This is a genomic window from Bradyrhizobium sp. ORS 285 (assembly GCF_900176205.1).
Classification (GTDB): domain Bacteria; phylum Pseudomonadota; class Alphaproteobacteria; order Rhizobiales; family Xanthobacteraceae; genus Bradyrhizobium.
In genome coordinates this window covers 743121-758019 of sequence record NZ_LT859959.1, presented here as the reverse complement: position 1 = coordinate 758019, position 14899 = coordinate 743121, and the positions used below count along the sequence as shown (strand labels likewise).

At 64.8% G+C, this 14899-nt stretch carries 14 protein-coding genes; 8 read left to right on the top strand and 6 right to left on the bottom strand.

Translation table 11 applies throughout. The annotated features are described in order from the left end of the window. The first annotated feature begins 108 nt into the window (after positions 1–108). The 4 genes from BRAD285_RS03430 to BRAD285_RS03415 all read left to right on the top strand — a co-directional run bounded on the left by BRAD285_RS03430 (position 109) and on the right by BRAD285_RS03415 (position 4320). Positions 109–1488: an ABC transporter substrate-binding protein gene (locus BRAD285_RS03430; protein ID WP_006614164.1), complete on the top strand. Its 1380-nt coding sequence runs from the start codon at positions 109–111 to the stop codon at positions 1486–1488. Between the two features lie 114 nt (positions 1489–1602). Further along, positions 1603–2478, top strand: coding sequence for a carbohydrate ABC transporter permease (locus BRAD285_RS03425; protein WP_006614165.1), 876 nt, complete (start codon positions 1603–1605; stop codon positions 2476–2478). Then, positions 2475–3326, top strand: coding sequence for a carbohydrate ABC transporter permease (locus tag BRAD285_RS03420; protein WP_006614166.1), 852 nt, complete (start codon positions 2475–2477; stop codon positions 3324–3326). Before BRAD285_RS03425 ends, BRAD285_RS03420 begins: the two co-directional genes overlap by 4 nt. A 7-nt stretch (positions 3327–3333) precedes the next feature. Further along, complete coding sequence (locus tag BRAD285_RS03415; RefSeq protein ID WP_006614167.1) at positions 3334–4320, top strand: alpha/beta fold hydrolase; 987 nt, start codon at positions 3334–3336, stop codon at positions 4318–4320. A gap of 99 nt (positions 4321–4419) precedes the next feature. Here the strand turns inward: BRAD285_RS03415 and BRAD285_RS03410 are convergent, their stop codons facing one another. From BRAD285_RS03410 to BRAD285_RS03390, 5 genes are all read right to left on the bottom strand, one after another. Next, positions 4420–5232, bottom strand: coding sequence for an ABC transporter permease (locus tag BRAD285_RS03410; protein ID WP_006614168.1), 813 nt, complete (start codon positions 5230–5232; stop codon positions 4420–4422). Positions 5233–5514: 282 nt separating this feature from the next. Continuing rightward, entirely contained in the window at positions 5515–6429 is a 915-nt protein-coding gene (locus BRAD285_RS03405) for an ABC transporter permease (RefSeq protein ID WP_006612188.1), read from the bottom strand. After that, on the bottom strand, positions 6426–7598 hold the full coding sequence (locus BRAD285_RS03400) for an ABC transporter ATP-binding protein (RefSeq protein ID WP_006612189.1): 1173 nt from the start codon (positions 7596–7598) through the stop codon (positions 6426–6428). The genes BRAD285_RS03405 and BRAD285_RS03400 overlap by 4 nt, the downstream gene beginning before the upstream one ends. Before the next feature lie 50 nt (positions 7599–7648). Continuing rightward, positions 7649–9199, bottom strand: coding sequence for a glycerol-3-phosphate dehydrogenase (locus BRAD285_RS03395; RefSeq protein WP_006612190.1), 1551 nt, complete (start codon positions 9197–9199; stop codon positions 7649–7651). Between the two features lie 134 nt (positions 9200–9333). Continuing rightward, positions 9334–12033 carry an EAL domain-containing protein gene (locus tag BRAD285_RS03390; protein WP_006612191.1) on the bottom strand — a complete coding sequence of 900 codons (2700 nt, stop codon included), beginning with the start codon at positions 12031–12033 and terminating at the stop codon, positions 9334–9336. A gap of 212 nt (positions 12034–12245) precedes the next feature. Here BRAD285_RS03390 and BRAD285_RS03385 point away from each other — a divergent pair, with 212 nt between their 5' ends. Next, positions 12246–13349, top strand: a complete 1104-nt coding sequence (locus BRAD285_RS03385; RefSeq protein ID WP_006612192.1) for an NAD(P)/FAD-dependent oxidoreductase — start codon at positions 12246–12248, stop codon at positions 13347–13349. Between the two features lie 173 nt (positions 13350–13522). Here the strand turns inward: BRAD285_RS03385 and BRAD285_RS03380 are convergent, their stop codons facing one another. Next, positions 13523–13708 (bottom strand): YdcH family protein, encoded by a 186-nt coding sequence (locus BRAD285_RS03380; RefSeq protein WP_006612193.1) that lies wholly within the window; start codon positions 13706–13708, stop codon positions 13523–13525. A gap of 291 nt (positions 13709–13999) precedes the next feature. Here BRAD285_RS03380 and BRAD285_RS03375 point away from each other — a divergent pair, with 291 nt between their 5' ends. The 3 genes from BRAD285_RS03375 to BRAD285_RS03365 all read left to right on the top strand — a co-directional run bounded on the left by BRAD285_RS03375 (position 14000) and on the right by BRAD285_RS03365 (position 14893). Further along, entirely contained in the window at positions 14000–14206 is a 207-nt protein-coding gene (locus BRAD285_RS03375; RefSeq protein WP_006612194.1) for a YdcH family protein, read from the top strand. 148 nt (positions 14207–14354) lie between these two features. Beyond that, positions 14355–14567 carry a hypothetical protein gene (locus BRAD285_RS03370; protein WP_006612195.1) on the top strand — a complete coding sequence of 71 codons (213 nt, stop codon included), beginning with the start codon at positions 14355–14357 and terminating at the stop codon, positions 14565–14567. Positions 14568–14641: 74 nt separating this feature from the next. Beyond that, positions 14642–14893: a hypothetical protein gene (locus BRAD285_RS03365; protein WP_006612196.1), complete on the top strand. Its 252-nt coding sequence runs from the start codon at positions 14642–14644 to the stop codon at positions 14891–14893. Positions 14894–14899: the final 6 nt, after the last annotated feature.

The following is a 14899-nucleotide window of genomic DNA, read 5'->3' as shown; positions in this document are numbered from 1 at the left end:
CGTAGCCCCGACCTATGTCTGATATATTACTTCTGGATCGCATCTGGTCCCTGCGCTAGTGTCCGCCCACAACCGATCAAGCAAGATCGGCGGATCAGGGAGAGACACGTGAAATCCAGGGGAATGGGTGCGCTTTCAATCGCAGTAGCCGCCGGGCTTTTTTGCGCTGCAGCACCAGCCGTCGCTCAGGACACCATCACGATCTGGTGGAGCAAGGGCTTCTACAAGTCCGAGGACGATGCGCTGCTCAACGTCGTCAAGAAATTCGAGGCCAAGACCGGCATCAAGGTCGAGCTGTCGCAATACGCGATCCAGGACATGATCCCGAAGACGGTGGCCGCGCTCGATTCCGGCACCGTGCCTGATGTCGCCTATGCCGACACCTATGACGTGCAGGCGCAGGGCAAGTGGGCTTACGAAGGCAAGCTCGAAGATCTCACCGACATCCTGGAGCCGATGAAGTCGGCGTTTGCGCCGAACACCATCGAGACCGCCTATCTCTACAACAACGTCACCAAGAAGAAGGCCTATTACGGTTTTCCGCTGAAGCAGCAGAGCATGCACGTCCAGATCTGGGGCGACCTGCTCGAGAAGGCCGGCTTCAAGCAGGCTGACATCCCGACCAAGTGGGAAGATTACTGGACGTTCTGGTGCGACAAGGTTCAGCCGGGCATCCGCAAGGCGACCGGCCAGCGTCTCTACGGCGTCGGACAGCCGATGGGCGTCGAGTCGACCGACTCGTTCCAGTCGTTCTACACCTTCATGGACGCCTACAACGTCAAGCTGGTCGACGACGACGGCAAGCTGCTGGTCGACGACCCCAAGGTGCGCGAGGGCCTGACCAAGGCGCTGAAGGACTATACCGACACCTACATCAAGGGCTGCACCCCGCCGTCCTCGACGACCTGGAAGGACCCGGACAACAACGTCGCCTTCCACAACAAGACCATCGTGATGACCCACAATTTCACGATCTCGATCGCGGCCAAGTGGTTCGAGGATTCGACCAACCAGGCGCTGACGCCCGAGCAGCGCGCGGCCGGCAAGAAGGCCTATGAGGAGGACATCATCACCGCGTCCTTCCCCAACAAGCCGGACGGCACGCCGATCAAGTATCGCTCCGACGTGAAGACCGGCCTCATCTTCGCCAATGCGCCGCATAAGGCGCAGGCCAAGGAGTTCATCAAGTTCCTGATGCAGGAAGAGAACCTCGGACCCTACGTCGAAGGCGCGCTGGGCCGCTGGTTCCCGGTGACGACTGCCGGCCAGAAGAGCCCGTTCTGGCAGGCCGACCGCCATCGCAAGGCCGTCTACACCCAGTTCACCGGCGGCACCACGCCGTTCGACTTCACCAAGAACTACAAGTTCACGATTCTCAACAACGAGAACGTCTGGGCGAAGGCGATGAACCGTGTGGTCAGCGAGAAGGTGCCGGTCGAGAAGGCGGTCGACGAGCTGATCGCGCGCCTCAAGGAGGTCGCGGGCTAGTCTCTCGCTTGGCGATGCACTAGCCTGACGTCCTGACAACGACAAAGACTGCCGGCCGCAGCCCATGCGGCCGGTTTGGTTATCGGTGGGAAGAGACGACCAGAAGAGACCATCATGGCGATCACGCTTTCAGCTTCCGATTCTACGCTTGCGGAGGCACCGCGGCCGGCGCGGCTGACGCCGCCCCAGGTGTGGGGCATCGTCATGCTGGCGCCCTACCTGCTCGTGTTCCTCGCCTTCGTCGTCTATCCCGTCGGCTACGGCCTGTGGCTGGCGCGCGATCCCGCGAGCTATGTCGCGCTGTACAACGACCCGATCTTCGCGCGCGCCGCCGTCAACACGCTCGTCTTCCTGCTGGTCGGCATCAATCTGAAGATGCTGATCGCGCTGTTTTTGTCCGGCTTCTTCATCCAGCAGCGCGGCTGGATCAAATGGCTGTCGGTGATCTTCATCCTGCCCTGGGCGGTGCCGTCGATCCCGACCATCCTGTCGGTGCGCTTCATGCTCAATCCCGAATGGGGCATGGTCAACCACCTGATCTTCAGCCTGACCGGTGATGACGGCCCGAACTGGCTCAACGACCCGACGATCGCGCTCGGCATGGCCATCGGCATGCACATCTGGAAATCGCTGCCGTTCTGGACCCTGATCCTGATGACCGGCCGGCTCGCGATCTCGCAGGACCTGTTCGAGGCCGCCGAGGTCGACGGCGCCACCTGGATGCAGAAGTTCCGCTACATCACCTGGCCGTCGATGCAGACGCTCTACATCACCTGCACGCTGCTCTCGATGATCTGGACGCTCGGCGACTTCAACAGCGTCTATCTGCTGACCGGCGGCGGCCCGGCCGACCTCACCCACGTGCTGTCGACGCTCGGCATCCGCTATCTCCGTCTCGATCAGCTCAGCCTCGCGATGGCCTCGATCGTCTGCGCGATGCCGCTGGTGCTCCCCCTGGTCTATTTCATGATGAAGCGGTTGTCGCGATGAAGCTCCCCACCTTGCGCGAAGTCGGCACCGAGGCCCGGCTGCTGCTGATCGGCATTCCCGTCTTCATCTGGACGATGATCCCGATCTACCACATGTTCCTGTTCGCGATCTCGCCGAAGGAGGACGCGTTCTCGGGCAAGCTGTGGCCTGATCATCCGACCCTGCACAATTTCTCGATCGTGTTTCACCAGCAGCATTATTTCCTGCGCGACTTCTGGATCCAGTTCGGCAACTCCGTCCTCATCGCGGTCGCCGTCGGCGCGCTGACCTTGATCATCGCGACCTGCGCGGCCTATGCGATCTCGCGACTGCGCGTGCCCGGCAGCCGCGTGGTGATGAACTTGGCGCTGTTCACCTACTTCATCCCGGCGGCGTTCCTCGCGGTGCCGATGTATCGCACCATGGGCAAATACGGCCTGCTCAACAACGACTGGTCGCTGATCCTCGCGATGGTGACCATCGCCTCGCCCTACGCGATCTGGGTTCTGAAGCAGGCCTCCGACAAGCTGCCGGTCGAGCTCGACGAAGCCGCCGTGATGGACGGCGCGAGCCCGCTGCAGATCTTCCGGCTGGTCTATGTGCCACTGATGATGCCGTCGCTGGTCGCGATCGGCACCTATGCGGTGCTGCTGGCCTGGAACGAGTATCTCTACGCGTTCCTGCTGCTGTCGAACGACAAAGCGATCACCCTTCCCGTGGCGCTCGGCAACTTCCTCGCCGCCGACGATTCGCCGTGGGAGCTCCTGATGACCACCGGCTTCATCTACGCGCTGCCGCCGGCCGCGGTGTACTACGCCTTCAAGCGCTACATGGTCGGCGGTCTCACCGCCGGCGCCGTGAAGTCGTGACGGAGTAATGCGGGTCGGGTTTCGCCGAGGTCGGCTTGCGGACGCCTCGCGGCCGAACTGGGATGGCGACGGCCTGCGGCCGATCGACTGGTTCGCCTGGTATCCGGCCGCGGACGCTGCGATCGAAGCGCCGCTCCAGGTCGCGCCATGGCCGGACGGATGGTTCAAGGCGGGACCGGCGGCGCTGGATGCGCCACTTGCCGGCAACGGGTCGTATCCGCTCGTGGTCTATTCGCACGGCACCGGCTGCAACGGGCTGCAGTTCGAATGGCTGGCGCGCGAGTTGGCGAGCCGCGGCTTCATCGCGGTCGCCGTCAACCATCACGGCAACAGCAACGCCGAGCCGTACCGGGCCGAGGCGTTCCTGTGTTCGTGGGAGCGGCCGCGCGACATCTCGTTGCTGATCGACCATCTCGCCGCTCATCCCGGCTTTGCAGGCCGCATCGATCCGGATCGCATCTTCGCCGTCGGCTACTCGCTCGGCGGCGTCACCGCCACTGCCCTGCTCGGCGCCATCATGATCCGCTCGCCCTTCGAGCCCGGCGCCAATCTCGGCCGCGGCCCACGCGAGTTTCCCGACCTCGTCGATCATCTGCCGCTTCTGATGGAGACGAGCCAGGTCTTCCGCGACTCCTGGGCGCGGATGTCGGCGTCGTATCACGATCCCCGCATCAAGGCGGCGCTGCTGCTGGCGCCGGGACGCTCGGTGCAGGGCTTCTCGGAAGACAGCGTCGCGGCGATCGATGTGCCGACACACATCATGGTCGGCGGCGCCGATGCGCTGCTGCCGTCGGCGCGTTGGCTGCACGAGCGGTTGCCGCAGAGCGCCTTCGACATCGTCGCCGATGACGCTGGCCACTACGTGTTCCTGCCGGAGAGCACCGAACTGGGCCGCAACGCTGATCCAGCCAGCTGCGTCGATCCGCCGTCAGTCGATCGCGGGGCAATCCACCGCACAGTGGTTGATGCCGCTTTGAAGCTGTTCATGGTTTGAGGACGCCGCCTCAACACCTCCGTCATTGCGAGCGAAGCGAAACAATCCAGGGCCGCGCAAGGACTCTGGATTGCTTCGCTTCGCTCGCAATGACGAGTGTTAGAGCGGCGCGGCGCTTTCGCCGCGGTCGCTCGACAATTTCGAGGCCAGCGACGCGATCACGATGACTACCGCGATCAGCCCGATCACCAGCGTACAGATCGCGTTGATCTCCGGCTTCACCCCGAGCCGCACCTCCGAATAGATCCGGATCGGCAAGGTCGCGGAGCCCGGGCCAGTGGTGAAGCTCGCGATCACGAGATCGTCGAGCGACAGCGTGAACGCCAGCATCCAGCCGGCGACCACCGCCGGTGCAATCAGCGGCAAGGTCACCATGGCGAAGGCGCGGAACGGATCGCAGCCGAGATCCATGGCCGCTTCTTCCAGGCTGCGGTCGAGCGAGACGAGGCGCGACTGCACGACGACGGCGACGAAGCACATCGTCAGCGTGGTATGCGCGATCGTCACCGTCCAGAAGCCGCGCTCGGCGTCGAGTGCGACGAACAGCAAGAGCAGCGACAGGCCGGTGATCACCTCGGGCATGACCAACGGCGCATACAGCATGCCCGAGAACAGCATTCGGCCGCGAAAGCCCTGGCCACGCGACAGCGCCACGGCGGCGAGCGTGCCGAGCACGGTCGCCACGGTCGCCGACGTCGCGCCGACCCGGAGGCTCATCCAGGCCGCATCGATCATGGCGCGGTCGTTGAAGAACTCGTGATACCAGCGCAGCGACCAGCCGCCCCACACCGTCACCAGCCGCGAGGCGTTGAACGAGTAGATCACCAGGATCAGGATCGGCAGATACAGGAAGGCGAGCCCGAGCGAGAGCGAGGCGATGTTGAAGCGCGACAGGCGGGAGGGCTTAGGCATGCGCAGCGTTCTCCTGCGCAGTTGCCAGTGCGAACTCTCCTGCAGTGCTCTGAGTCGGCCCGAACACAGAACAGCCTCGACGGTCGACCACCCTCCCCTGGAGGGGGAGGGTCGATCGCACGCGAAGCGGGCGAGCGGGGTGGGGTGATCTATCCGCTACCGCTTGTGCCAGCGGAGAGATCACCCCACCCCGCCTCACATTCCGCTTCGCTGCATGTGAGGCGACCCTCCCCCTCCAGGGGAGGGTGGGCAGCGGAGCAAGCGTCAAGAGCGAGCTTGCCATCACCGGCTCTCCTCCAACTGCCGGCGTTGCAGGCGGTCGTAGAGCAGCAGCGGCAACAGCAGCACGGCCAGCAGCACCACGGCGATGCTGGAGGCGACCGGCCAGTCCTTGTTGGTGAAGAACTCCAGCCACAGCGTCTGGCCGATCATCAGCGACCTCGAGCCGGCGAGCAGGTCGGGAATGACGAACTCGCCGACGATCGGGATGAAGCACAACAGCGCGCCGGCGCCAACGCCGGGCAAAGACATCGGGAACGTGACCAGCCAGAACGTCTCGCGCGGCGTCGCACCGAGATCGGCGGCCGCTTCTTCCAGCGCCGGCTCCAGCTTGGTGAGCGTCGCGAACAGCGGCAGGATCATGAACGGCAGATAGGAATAGACGATGCCGACATACATAGCGGCGTCGGTCGACAGCCACACGACAGGCGCGGACACAATGTGCAGCCCGAGCAGGATCTGGTTCAACAGGCCGTCATGCTGGAGGATGTTGACCCAGGCATAGATGCGGATCAGGAACGAGGTCCAAAACGGGATGATGACCAGCATCATCGCGATGCCCTGCCAGCGCCGCGGCAGCCGCGCCATGCCATAGGCAATGGGATAGCCGATCAGCAGCAGGATCGCCGTCGACGTCAGCGCGACGACGACGCTGCGCAGATAGGATGCGAGATACAGATCGTCCGAGAGCAGCAGGCGGAAATTGTCCAGCGATATCGCCGCGAAGGCCTCACGGAGCGAGGAGAGTCCCTCGGCCAGCGAGAACGCCGGCGTATAGGGGGGCTGCGCGATCGCGGTCTGCGACAGGCTGATCTTGAGGACGAAGGCGAACGGCACCAGGAAGAACAGCACCATCCAGACATAGGGCGCGATCGCGGCAAAGCGCGCCGGACGCGAGAAGATGCGGCGTGCGCTCATCGCTCCAGCACCACGCAATCATCGGGCGTGAACCAGGCGACGACGCGCTGGTTCAGCCCGTAGCCGTCGGCATCGAGCCGCGCCGTGTTGGCCTGCGCGGCGTGCAGCACCGCGCCGCCATCGAGCTTGATCTTGTACACCGTCTTGCCGCCGAGATAGCTGGCATCGCTGATGGCGCCCTCGACACAATTGATTCCCGCGGCATCGCCGGCGGGTCGACGGAGCGCGAGCCGGATCTTCTCAGGCCGGATCGCGACCGCGACCTTGACCTCGCTGACCGGGACAACGGGCTGCGCCGCGACCAGTTCGCCCGCCGTGGAGGTCGCGACCCGGAGCCGCATTGGCTCCCGCGTGGTCACCTCGCCCTCGAACAGATTGATGTCGCCGACGAACTCCGCCACCCAGCGCGAGGCCGGCTCCTCGTACAGACGGCGCGGCACGGCCACCTGTTCAAGCTTGCCGGCGTTCATCACCCCGATCCGTGTCGCCACGGTCATCGCCTCTTCCTGGTCGTGGGTGACGATGATGAAGGTCATGCCGAGCCGGCGCTGCAACTCCATCAGCTCGAGCTGCGTGCTCTCGCGCAGCTTCTTGTCGAGTGCGGCCATCGGCTCGTCGAGCAGCAGCACCTGCGGGCGCCGTGCCAGCGAGCGCGCCAGCGCCACGCGCTGCCTTTGGCCGCCGGAGAGCTGATCGGGCTTGCGCTTCTCCAGCCCTTCGAGCCGGACCAACGCCACCATCTCGGCCACGCGCGTGGCGATCTCGGCGCGCGGCATGCCGGCGCGCTTCAGGCCGAAGGCGATGTTGTCGCGCACGTTGAGATGCGGGAACAGCGCGTAGTTCTGGAACATCATGTTGACGGGCCGCTCGTGCGGCAACACCTCGCCGATGTCCTCGCCCGACAGCAGGATGCGGCCCTCGTCCGGGGCTTCGAAGCCGGCCAGCATGCGCAACAGCGTGGTCTTGCCGCAGCCGCTCGGACCGAGCAGCGCGAAGAACTCGCCGGCGCGGATGTCGAGCGAGACGCCGTCGACGGCGCGGAAGCTGCCGAAGGTCTTCACGACATTCTCGATCCGCAGGATCGGCGGCTGAGGATCGGGGCGCGGGTCCGGCAGAGGCGATGGCGCCGGCTCGGCGGCAGGCTCTGAAGTCGCGATGTCGTCAGCCATGATCAGGTCTAGTCACCCTGCCGGCTCACAACGGCGCGGCGGAGCGCAAGCTAGCCGCCGATCGACTGCAGCTCAACCGTACGGGACGGACTTTCCCCGTCCCCTTCACGTGCAACAGACCCGCTCCGGCCGCTGGCGGTGACCATGAAGGCCGTCAGGGCGTCGCGCTCGGCGGCTGACATGGTCAGCCCGAGCTTGGTCCGCCGCCAGAGCACGTCATCGGCAAACCGTGCCCATTCCCTGGTCATGAGATAACGGACCTCGGCCTCCGTCAGCTGTGCCCCGAACGCCTGGCCGAGATCGGCGCGGCTCCGGGCATCGCCCAGGATATCGGCGATCCGCGTGCCGTAGGCGCTGACCAGGCGGCGAGCCTCGGCTTCGCCAAGGAAGCGCCACCGCTCCTTGGCGTCATCGACGAGGTCCTCGAAGCACTCCCAGGCGAAGTCGCCGCCGGGCAGCGGCGCGCCTGCAGTCCAGCGCGGCGACATCGGACGGAACCGGGCGAGCCGCGAGACCGCCTGCTCGGCACGGCGGCGCGCCGTGGTGACGTCGCCGCCACACAGAGTGAGCAGCGGCGCCGCCCTGCCCCGGCCCGCATCAAGCCTGACGACCGTTTCCATCTGCCGGCCGTCATCGCCCTTCAGCAGCATCATGTTGGCGCCGGAGATTGTCCTGACGACATCGACCGGCTGGATGTCGGAGCGGAAATAGCGGTTGGCGGCCTTGCAGAGATAGCTGACATCCGCCGCCGGCATGGCCACGACCGCCGGATCGCCGCTGAATGGATGAGCCACCGTTCCGATCAGCGTGAACTCCCGCTCATAGGGCTGAGCGAAGATCAGCCGACCGTCGGAGTTCTGGAACACGTAGACCGCGTCGACATCGAACAGCTTGGGCACGACGATCTGGCTGAGCTGCCGTGCTGCCACGCGTGGCGGCGGCTGGCGCAACACGGTCTCTGCGGTCGATACGCTCCAGGCGCCGGTCGCGTTGGCCAGGGCGTGCGCAGTGATGATGCGGCGATGGCCGCGGTCGATGAGCGCCAAACGCCAGATGCGGTCGCGGTCGGCACGGATGCAGCGGGCGCCGGTCCTGATGTCGGCGCCGCGCTCGGCGGCATCGAGCGCCGTCAGCACGACCAGGCGGGAATCGTCGACGACGCAATCGGAGTATTCAAACGCGGTGCCGAACGGACGCTTCAGCGCGTCGCCGACTGGATGATGCGTGACGTCGAGCGTCGCGGCAGCAGGCAGACGATTGCGCTTCGCAAGGTGATCGTAGAGCCAGAGCCCGGCGCGCAACTGCCACTGCGGACGCTCATTGGCATGGGCGGGAATCGCGAAGCGAACCGGGCGCACCAGATGCGGCGCTGTGGTCAGCCAGACGTCGCGCTCGGTGAGCGCCCGGCGCACGCGCAGGACTCCGCGGCGCTCCAGCGCAGCGAGATCGCCATGCACCAACCTGGATGTCGCCGACGAGGCGGCACCGCCGAGATCGCCCTGCTCGATCAGAATGACGCGCAAGCCACGGCCCGCCGCATCCCGCGCGAGGCTGACGCCGTTCAGACCACCACCGATGATTGCGAGATCGTAGTCCGCCATGCTGCCCAAGGTCTTCGCGCGCGTCAGGACGCGGGATCGTAGACCTCGGTCACTGATTCTCGTAGCGGCGTAGCTAACAGGTCACCGGATAAATTCGTGCTGTTGCGCGGCAGCCTCTGACCGCAAAGCTACGGTCAGCCGGTCTTGCGCGCGGTCGCGACGAGATCGTCATGTGCACGACCGACGACGCCGTCATATTTGTCGATCGGCAGGGGCTTACCGAGGAGATAGCCCTGAACCGAGTCGCAGCCCTGTTCGGCGAGGAAGCCGAGCTGCTCCGGCGTCTCGACGCCTTCGGCGACAATCGACATGTTCATGCCGTGGCCAAGTCCGATCACCGCACGAATGATCGCCGCCGACTGCGGGTTGCGGCCGAGATTCATGACGAAGGCGCGGTCGATCTTGATCTTGTCGAACGGGAACGCCTGCAGATAGCTCAGCGAAGAGTAGCCGCTGCCGAAATCGTCCATCGACACGCGGACACCGAGTGCCTTCAGCCGCCGCAGCAGCGAGACGCCGCGATCGAAATCCTCGATCAGCACGCCCTCGGTGATCTCGAGCTCGAGCCGGCCGGGCGAGAGCCCGGTCTCCAGCAGAATCGAATGCACCAGTGCAACGAGATCACCATGGACGAACTGCGCCGGCGACAGATTGACGGCGACCTGTAGCGGCTTCGGCCACGACGCTGCCTCGCGGCAGGCCTCGCGCAGGATCCACTCGCCCATCTCGACGATCAGGCCGCTCTCCTCGGCGAGCGGAATGAAGTCGCTCGGCGGCACGAAGCCGCGGACCGGATGCTGCCAGCGCGCCAGCGCCTCGAAGCCGATGATCTCGCTGGAATCGACGGTACGGCCCGAACTCGCCTGCGGCTGGAAGTACAGCGACAGCTCGCCATTCTTGATCGCGACCGAGAGCTCCTGGTGCAGAACGCGGCGGTCGCGGATCTGCTGGTCCATCTCCGGCTCGTAGAAGGTGATGCTGCCGCGGGCCTTGGCCTTGGCGCGAAACAGCGCGGCACCGGCATTGGCGAGCAGCGATGCCGGATCGGAGCCATTGTGCGGGAATACCGAGATGCCGGTGGTGAGCGCGGTGCGGATCGACTTGCCGTCGATCTGGAATTCGACGGCAATGGCCGCGGCCAGCTGTTCGGCGAGCGCCCTGCCCGCCTCCGGCTGCTTGCCATCGATGATAAGACCGAACTCGTCGCCGGACAGGCGCGCGACGACGCCGCCGCGAGCGACGGCGTGAACACGGCGGGCGACCTCGATCAGCAGCTTGTCGCCGACGGCATGGCCGAAGACGTCGTTGACATCCTTCAGCGCCTTGAGGTCGACGTTCAGGACGGCGAATTCCTCGTCGGAATCCCGGCACGCCTCGATCATCTGGCTCAGCGCCTGCAGGAAGGCGGCACGATTCGGCAGGTCAGTCAGGCCGTCATGATAGGCCATGTGCGCCATCCGCGATTCGGTCTGGCGCCGGTCGGTCACATCCTCATAGGTCTTGATCAGATATTGCGGCTCGCCGCTATCGCCGAGCACCGTCACCCGCCGAGTCAGGAACAGGCGCAGGCCGTCCTTGGTCGAGATCGGATGCTCCTCGGTCATCAGGCTGCGCTTCTTGATCGCGGCCTCGTCGCGCGCGATGATCAGCCGGGCCTCGCGCGGATTGAAGATGTCCGCCGCGGTCAGGCCGGTGGCCTCCTCGCGCTTGCGGTTGAGGATGATTTCGGCGCTGCGGTTGGCGAGCAGATAGCGGCCGTCATTGACGCTCTCGACGATCAGCGACACCGGGATGTTGTCGACGATCAGCTCGAGGAACTTCTTGGTATTCTCCAGCTCGAGCCCCAGCGAGCGGCGCTCGGTGGCATCGTCGAACACCGAGATCAGGAATTGCGGCTTGCCGCTGTCGTTGCACACCACGACGCGGTTGGAATCCAGGATACGCTGCTTGCGGCCGCGCTGGATGACCAGCTCGCTGCGATGAGAGGTGCCGGGGGCCAGCGTTGCCGCCCGATCGGCGGCTTCGATGTTGGCGGCCGTCTCGGCGGAGAACAGATCACGCGCGAGGTTGCCGACGATGCGCTCGCGCGGAATGCGTGAGAACTCCTCGAAGGCGCGATTGGCGAACACGTAGCGGCCGTCCTCGACGGTCTTGGCGGCGACGCAGACCGGAACGTGGTTCAGCACCGATTCCAGGAACTGCTTGGTCGAGGCCAGCTCGTCCTCGAGCTTCCGCTGCACCGTGCAGTCCTCATGGATGCCGATCGATCCGCCGTTCGGAAGACGGAATATCTTCGCGCGCACCGTCCGTCCGCCGGGCAGCTCGGTCAGGCAGCCCTCGGGCTCGCGCGCCTGGCGCGCATAGTCCTCCACCGACGTCGGCAGCAGGCCACGCTGGCGCCGCAGCTCGAGCAGTTCGCGGCCGGTGCAGCCGGGCGGAATGTCGGCCCGGCTCATGCCGTAGATCTCGAGGAAGCGATGGTTGTAGAACACGACGCGGTTGGCGGCGTCGGTGAGCATCAGGCCCTGGCTGAGATTGTTGAGGGCGGAGCTGATGAAGGCGTTCCGGCGCAGCTGCGCACGCTTGGCGCGCCGCAAGGCCTGGTGGATCCAGATCACGACCGAGGCGAGGAATGCGCAGACGATGATGCCCCCGATCAGCACCTTCCAGAGCACGTCCGGCTCGACCGTACCAAGATAGCCCGAGGGCGAAAAACCGGGGGAGGCTGCCCAGGCGCACGCCGGCGTCCCGGCCATCATGGCGGCCACTGAGGCCGCAACGACACGCGCCGGAAACGCGTTTCGGTCGCTCGCCTGCCAAAACTTGCCAGCCATCAATCACCCGCGGTATCCGGATGGCATTCTCTGGCCCGACCGGTTGGGATCGGGTAAACGGTTTCCACAAACTTCGAAAAAGACGAAGCAAATTCGGGCGATGACCTTCTATGATGAATGGTTTGCTAAGCAGCTTCGTGCTTGGCATGAAGGTTCCGCCCACCGCCGATTGCAGAGAGCCGTGACCTCCCGGGATTGTTTCAGGAACGCGTATGGAAAAGGTTGATTGCGTCGTCGTCGGTGCGGGCGTGGTGGGACTTGCCATTGCCCGCCAGCTGGCCAAAGCGGGGCGCGAGGTCGTCGTGCTCGAAGCGGCCGAGGACATCGGCACCGTCACCTCATCTCGCAACAGCGAAGTGATCCATGCCGGCATCTATTACAAGGCCGGCAGCCTGATGGCCCGCTTCTGCGTCAGCGGCAAACGCATGCTGTACCGCTATTGCGACGAGCACGGTGTTCCCTACCGCAATTGCGGCAAGCTGATCGTCGCCACCAGCCCGGCCGAGACCGAGAAGCTGCAGGGCATCCGCGCCCATGCCGAGGCGAACGGCGTCGAGGGCATGCGGCTTCTCACGGGCTCCGAGGCGAAAGCCATGGAGCCGGCGCTGGCCTGCGAGGCCGCCCTGCTGTCACCCTCGACCGGGATCCTCGACAGCCATGCTTTCATGCTGTCGCTGCGCGGTGAGATCGAGGATGCCGGCGGCGCCTTTGCCTTCCACACCCCGCTGCTGCGCGCCAAGGCGACCGGCGGCGCGATCGAGCTCGATGCCGGCGGCGAGCAGCCGATGACGCTGTCCTGTCAGTTGCTCGTCAATGCGGCCGGTCTCAGCGCCCCGGCGGTCGCCCGCCTGATCGAGGGCATGCCGCCCGACCTGGTGCCCACCGCCTATCTCGCCAAGGGTAACTACTTCAGCTGCAGCGCCAAGGCACCGTTCAGCCGGCTGATCTACCCGGTGCCGGAGCCCGGTGGGCTCGGCGTCCACCTCACGCTGGACATGGCAGGCCAGGCCCGCTTCGGTCCCGATGTCGAGTGGATCGAGTCCATCGACTACGCGGTCGACCCCACGCGCGCCGAACGCTTCTATCCGGCGATCCGCAGATATTGGCCGACACTGCCCGATGGTGCGCTGATGCCGAGCTACTCCGGCATCCGGCCGAAGATCGTCCCGCCCGCGGTAGCATCGCAGGACTTCGTCATCCAGGGACCGCGCGAGCACGGCGTGACCGGATTGATCAATCTGTTCGGAATTGAATCGCCGGGGCTGACGTCATCGCTGGCGATCGCCACGCATGTCGGTGAGCTCACAGCGAACTAACAATTGGTATGCATCGGAGCGTGGATGGCCCCGCGGGCAATCCTTCAAGGCTGCGGGACGCAGCAGCCGGTTGCGATGTCAGCCTATCTGGGAAGTTGCGCCTGGGATGGCGCTATCACCATCCCAGCACGCACGGTCTTGCCGTTGGAATTACCGTTGATCGTCGTCACAAGTCAGTGAAGCGTTTCGGTGGTCACCTGTCTCAAGCGCTCGATCTCATCCTTCACCATCAGTTTACGCCGCTTCAGTTCGGCTATGCGCAGATCGTCCGTTGATGGATGCACGAGGGCTTCATGCAATTCGTTTTCAAGAACTTTATGCTTACGCTCCAGTTCAACGAGATGCGCCTGAATGGCCATTCGAAACCTCCTTGGTAGGTGAACCTGAGATTCGACCAGGGCTATCGAGTGTACACAAGTCGCTTGACCTGTCGATGGGGCCAAAAGACCGCACATGCAGATTTGAGCGCCGTGCGTAACGAAGCGTGAGCGGATGCGGACGATTCTCCAGGGCGCGCCAACCTGAAATTCACGGGACAGCTGCAGAGATCCCAGGGGTCGCGGCTTGCTTATCAGCTTCGCAAGCGCAATATTCGCTCCCGCCTTTCGCAGGGCTTCCCACTTCCTTCCGCTTTTTTGCTATCATAGATCATGGCTGACCAAGACGAGCGCGAACTGCAGGCCGAACTCGCGCGCCTGCAGCAGGAGCACCGCGACCTCGACGCAGCGATCGATGCCTTGCATCTGTCGCCCGCGCCGGATTTGTTGCGGCTGCAACGGCTGAAGAAGCGGAAGCTGATGCTGCGCGATCGGATCGCCTTCATCGAAGACCAGATTACGCCGGACATCATCGCCTGACGCGAAGCGTCAGCGCCCATGCCCTATGTCGTCGACTGATTGGGGAACGTCCACGAAGTCGTCTTGACAGAATCGAACAAAACGGGAACAATCCAGCCATCCTCGCACGCCCGGCCGTACAGGGCTTGCCAGCACCAAGGATGGTTCGATGCCCGCCTCGTTCTCTCCGCAAGACCGCCTCTACGAACAGGCCTGCGATCAGGCCATCGCGATGTGCGACGGAAATCTGCGCTCCACGATCAAGGCCCTGATCATGGCCAATGAATATCTGGAGCTGGAGCTGTTGGAGCTGCGTGCGGCGATCGCCTGCGGCTGCATGCCGAACACCGCCTCTGACGAGGTGCAGAGCAGCGCGGCCTGAGCCGCACGGCGCGCTATCAAACGATCGTTGCCGCATCTGCTTGGAGTTTCGACGAGCACCAGGAGGATGATGCCATGCCTGACGTGACCTACTACGTCGCCATGCCGTTTAGGCGAGACGAAATGGGCGCAGTGATCCCCGGGACGGCGGAGGAATGCCAGAGCTCGACAGCGGCGCTACGCCGGGCCGAAGCGATGTCGCGGCTGCCGGACAATATCGGCGCCATCGCCTTCAGCCGCAGCGGCGATCCGTTGATGGGCGAGTTCAGCGATGCGCGGCTGCTGCACACCTTCGGCGAGCTGCCAGATGATCTAGGGGAGCTCTGATCGAAC

Coding starts and splice junctions, on each gene's coding strand:
- BRAD285_RS03380 (WP_006612193.1), bottom strand. CDS start 13,708: ATGGCCATTCAGGCGCATCTCGTTGAACTGGAGCGTAAGCATAAAGTT.
- BRAD285_RS03420 (WP_006614166.1), top strand. CDS start 2,475: ATGAAGCTCCCCACCTTGCGCGAAGTCGGCACCGAGGCCCGGCTGCTG.
- BRAD285_RS03410 (WP_006614168.1), bottom strand. CDS start 5,232: ATGCCTAAGCCCTCCCGCCTGTCGCGCTTCAACATCGCCTCGCTCTCG.
- BRAD285_RS03400 (WP_006612189.1), bottom strand. CDS start 7,598: ATGGCTGACGACATCGCGACTTCAGAGCCTGCCGCCGAGCCGGCGCCA.
- BRAD285_RS03405 (WP_006612188.1), bottom strand. CDS start 6,429: ATGAGCGCACGCCGCATCTTCTCGCGTCCGGCGCGCTTTGCCGCGATC.
- BRAD285_RS03365 (WP_006612196.1), top strand. CDS start 14,642: ATGCCTGACGTGACCTACTACGTCGCCATGCCGTTTAGGCGAGACGAA.
- BRAD285_RS03415 (WP_006614167.1), top strand. CDS start 3,334: ATGCGGGTCGGGTTTCGCCGAGGTCGGCTTGCGGACGCCTCGCGGCCG.
- BRAD285_RS03425 (WP_006614165.1), top strand. CDS start 1,603: ATGGCGATCACGCTTTCAGCTTCCGATTCTACGCTTGCGGAGGCACCG.
- BRAD285_RS03370 (WP_006612195.1), top strand. CDS start 14,355: ATGCCCGCCTCGTTCTCTCCGCAAGACCGCCTCTACGAACAGGCCTGC.
- BRAD285_RS03390 (WP_006612191.1), bottom strand. CDS start 12,033: ATGGCTGGCAAGTTTTGGCAGGCGAGCGACCGAAACGCGTTTCCGGCG.
- BRAD285_RS03395 (WP_006612190.1), bottom strand. CDS start 9,199: ATGGCGGACTACGATCTCGCAATCATCGGTGGTGGTCTGAACGGCGTC.
- BRAD285_RS03385 (WP_006612192.1), top strand. CDS start 12,246: ATGGAAAAGGTTGATTGCGTCGTCGTCGGTGCGGGCGTGGTGGGACTT.
- BRAD285_RS03375 (WP_006612194.1), top strand. CDS start 14,000: ATGGCTGACCAAGACGAGCGCGAACTGCAGGCCGAACTCGCGCGCCTG.